Here is a 4,108-nt window from a genome sequence, read left to right on the forward strand (position 1 = left end):
TTCTTATATGAGCCTTTTAATATTCCATCTGATTCCATGGTGCCCACCCTGGAAACAGGTGACTTCATTCTGGTCAATAAATTCGATTATGGTGTGCGTCTGCCCATCATAAATAGCAAAATTATTGATACTGGAAGTCCAGAACGTGGTGAAGTGGCGGTATTCCGTTATCCACCACAACCTGGCATTAGCTATATCAAACGTATTGTAGGTTTGCCGGGTGATCATATTGTTTATGATCATGGTCAATTGATTATTAATGGTGAAAAAGTCACTAAAGTTCCTGTTGAATTTAGCCGTGAAAAAGACCGTTTAGATACGCCTGAATCAATTTATCACAAAGAGACTTTAGGTAAGCATACCTTTACCATGCGTGAGCTTGAAGGGGTAAATGTGGCGCGTCAGGCACCATTTATCAACTTTGTGGAAAATGGTAAATATTCAGGTGAAAATGGTTTATATTGGGAAGTAAAAGTTCCAGAAGGTCAGTACTTTGCAATGGGGGATAATCGTGATCAAAGTGCTGACAGTCGCTTCTGGGGATTTGTTCCGGAAGAAAATTTAACCGGTCGCGCCTTCTATGTATGGATGCATAAAGAGCCAGGTTTTAAATTACCTTCGTTTAGCCGAAACGGAACAATTGACTAATTTATTGTTTCAATTGGGAAAATAAAAATGAGACATCAACAAGGTGCATCGTATATTGCAATATTGTTTGCAATTATGGGGTTTGCTTTTCTGGCAAAAATCGCAATTGCGGTATGGGGTCCGTATTTCGATGACCGCCTAGTAGATAGCCAGATTGAGGAGATATTAAAAACAGCTCCCGCAAATATCACGCCGGAGAAATTTAATTCGGATCTGTCTAAGCGTTTAGAGATGAATAACATTCGCGATTTTGACATTAAGCAGAATGTTATTCTCGACAATGCGCAAGCGATGGTCGTAAGAAAGAATTATGAAGTTCGCAAGAATTTTCTAATGAATATCGATTTAGTGATGAAGTTTGAGAAAGAGTTTGATCAAAGCACAGTCAAAGCTAAATGATGAACGTCTTGCCAAGCGGATCGGCTATCAGTTTAAACAGGCTGATTTGCTGAAACTGGCATTGACCCATCGTTCAGTCAGTCATAAACACAACTACGAGCGCCTGGAATTTCTGGGCGATTCGCTTTTAGGGATGATCATTGCCAATTATCTCTTCACTGCTTATCCACACGAAAATGAAGGCCGTTTAACGCGTATGCGTGCGACTCTGGTTCGTCAGGAAGCATTAGGAAAAATCGCCAATGATTTAAAGCTGAGCCAGAATTTAATTCTCAGTACCGGTGAATTGAAATCTGGCGGTCATCATCATGAGTCTATACTGGCAGATACGGTAGAAGCCATTATTGGTGCGATCTATGTCGATTGCGGTGATCTCACCGTGTTAGAGCCGATTGTGTTAAAATGGTATGAACCGTATTTAGACCATATTGAGCCGACCGATCAGCTTAAAGACCCTAAATCTCGCTTACAAGAGTATTTACAAGCACGTAAGAAACCTCTCCCAGTTTACGAGGTTGTAGATATTCAAGGTGATGCCCCAAACCAGCATTTCAAAGTGGAGTGCCGGATTGAGGACTTACCTATCCTGATCGGCGAGGGTTCAAGTCGCCGATTTGCTGAACAAGCAGTTGCAGCAGAAATTTTAAAACTATTGGAGCATAAGTCTTAATGACTACTCATTCCGATCACATCGATGCTGATCACGAGTCGCAAAGCGACAGCAATGACTTAATTAGTCAATTTTTTAGCGAACAAGGCACTGAAATCCCTTCGGATTACCGCAGTGGTTTTGTTGCGATTGTTGGTCGTCCAAACGTGGGTAAATCAACCTTGATGAACCATATTTTGGGACAGAAACTTTCGATTACTTCACGTAAGCCACAAACCACACGTCACAAAATTGTGGGTATTGATTCACGTGAGAAATCTCAGGCAGTATTTGTGGATACTCCAGGGATGCACAAGAAAGAAGTACGTGCCATCAATAAAATGATGAACCGCGCTGCGCATTCTGCATTGCGTGATGTAAACCTGGTTTTATTTGTTGTTGATGCAGATAAGTGGACGCCAAACGACGACCTGGTTTTGGAAAAGCTGAAAAATGCGGATATGCCGGTCATTCTGGTGATCAATAAGATTGATACACTAGAAAATAAAAACCATGCATTACCTTTGATTCAAGAACGTGCCAAGCTGATGAACTTTGCTGAAATCGTACCGGTTTCTGCGCTTCGTGGTGCTAACCTTGAGCATCTGCGTACAACGATTGCTAATTATCTACCGTTCCAGCCACCGTTATATTCACTGGATCAGCTGACTGACCGTTCAGAGCGCTTCCTGGCATCTGAAATTATCCGTGAAAAGATCATGCGTCAGTTGGGCGAAGAGCTGCCATACGACTTAACTGTTCAGATCGAATCCTTTAAAACGGAAGAGCCGACCTTGAATGAGAAAACGGGTCGCATGAAACCGGCATGTACCTATATCGATGCGACGATTTTTGTTGATCGTCCTGGCCAGAAAGCCATTGTGATTGGTGAAAAAGGTTCTAAGTTGAAAAAAATTGGCATGGATGCACGTGTCGATATGGAAAAAATGTTCGAACAGAAAATCATGCTGACACTTTGGGTGAAAGTCAAAGGTGGCTGGTCTGATGATGAACGAGCGTTAAAAAGCTTAGGTTATAGCGATATTTAATTTTGCAGGAACGGATCATGATGAAATTGCTGACAATTACTGCATGTGTTTTATTCTTGCAGGGTTGTATTCATAAAGTTGTGACCGTTCCAGTGAAAGTTGCTTATAAAACTACAAAAGTTGCAGTCAAAGGTACTGCGGCTGTTGTGGGCGCCGCCATTCCGGATGGGGATGGCGAAGAAGATGAGAAAAATTCAAAAAAGAATAAAGATTAAAGAAGCAGCCTATGCGTAATGAAGTGCTGCATGGATATCTGATTCATCACCGAAAATATCGTGATCGCAGCCATATTGTGCATTTATTTACTCAGGAATATGGCCGTATCGATGGGATTTTAAGACAGACGCCACCCCCGCAATATCAGCCAATCAGCTTGCAAGCATCAGGTAAATCTGAACTCAAAAATTTTACTAAACTCGAAATCGTCAATCAGCCTATTTTCTTTTTTGGGGATGCATTCTTTTCAGGATTTTATCTGAACGAGATTCTGCTGCGACTTTGCCCACTCGAAGTAGAAATGCCACAGACTTATGCTAAATATGGCGAAACTTTAGTGGCTTTACAGCAGCTTTCTACACAAACTGATCCGAATACCTATCTCAAGCAGATCTTGCGCCAGTTTGAGCATGTTTTGCTGGAAGAACTCGGCTATGGTCTGGACTTTTCAGTCGATGCGAATCAGGTAGTTATCGCTCCTCAACAGCATTACTATTTTCAGCTCAATGATGGTTTCATGCCCTCTGCCAAAGCCTCACGTTCAACCCTGTCGGGACAGCAGATTTTAACTATGTTGAGCTATGAAAACGGTAGGGATTTTAATCCAGAACAGTTACAATTATTGACGAAGCTTTATCGACAGGTGATTACCGCCTTACTTGGTGACCGACCACTCAAAAGTCGACAATTGTGGATCCAAAATTCTCAATCTCAATCGTAGTTAGGAAAATATTATGGCTGCATTACTTGGTGTCAATATTGACCATGTCGCAACTTTAAGACAAGCACGTGGTACGACGTACCCAGACCCAGTCAATGCTGCATTGATCTGCGAACAGGCGGGTGCAGAGGGCATTACCCTGCATTTACGTGAAGACCGTCGTCATATCCAGGATGATGATGTACGTCGTATGCGTCCGGTATTGACCACGCATATGAATCTGGAAATGGCAGTAACTGATGAAATGGTGGCCTTTGCTAAAGAAATTCAGCCGCAGCATGTCTGTTTCGTGCCTGAAAAACGTCAGGAAGTCACTACTGAAGGCGGTCTGGATGTGGTTGGTCATTTTGAAGATGTAAAGAAGGCTACTCAAGAGCTAACTGCGATTGGCTGTGATGTGTCACTATTTATTGATGCTGACTTTGC

7 protein-coding genes are annotated in these 4,108 nt (G+C 42.3%); all 7 read left to right on the forward strand.

Annotation, left to right across the window (positions count from 1 at the left end):
• A partial coding sequence (gene lepB / locus B4033_RS11870; protein WP_286834227.1) for a signal peptidase I occupies positions 1-648 on the forward strand: 648 nt, incomplete at its 5' end.
• A gap of 27 nt (positions 649-675) precedes the next feature.
• A complete protein-coding gene (locus B4033_RS11875; protein ID WP_163169439.1) occupies positions 676-1,047 on the forward strand; it encodes a DUF4845 domain-containing protein in 372 nt (123 codons plus the stop codon).
• On the forward strand, positions 1,019-1,717 hold the full coding sequence (gene rnc, locus B4033_RS11880) for a ribonuclease III (RefSeq protein ID WP_376745272.1): 699 nt from the start codon (positions 1,019-1,021) through the stop codon (positions 1,715-1,717). Before B4033_RS11875 ends, rnc begins: the two co-directional genes overlap by 29 nt.
• Complete coding sequence (gene era, locus B4033_RS11885; protein ID WP_004815199.1) at positions 1,717-2,745, forward strand: GTPase Era; 1,029 nt, start codon at positions 1,717-1,719, stop codon at positions 2,743-2,745. The genes rnc and era overlap by 1 nt, the downstream gene beginning before the upstream one ends.
• A gap of 17 nt (positions 2,746-2,762) precedes the next feature.
• Positions 2,763-2,960, forward strand: coding sequence for an NF038104 family lipoprotein (locus B4033_RS11890; protein ID WP_286834235.1), 198 nt, complete (start codon positions 2,763-2,765; stop codon positions 2,958-2,960).
• 11 nt (positions 2,961-2,971) lie between these two features.
• A complete protein-coding gene (gene recO, locus B4033_RS11895; RefSeq protein WP_286834237.1) occupies positions 2,972-3,682 on the forward strand; it encodes a DNA repair protein RecO in 711 nt (236 codons plus the stop codon).
• Positions 3,683-3,695: 13 nt separating this feature from the next.
• The coding region (locus tag B4033_RS11900; protein WP_286834239.1) for a pyridoxine 5'-phosphate synthase at positions 3,696-4,108 on the forward strand (413 nt) is incomplete at its 3' end.

Origin of the sequence: Acinetobacter sp. UBA3132 (genome assembly GCF_002364825.1) — a bacterium.
Lineage (GTDB): Bacteria > Pseudomonadota > Gammaproteobacteria > Pseudomonadales > Moraxellaceae > Acinetobacter > Acinetobacter schindleri.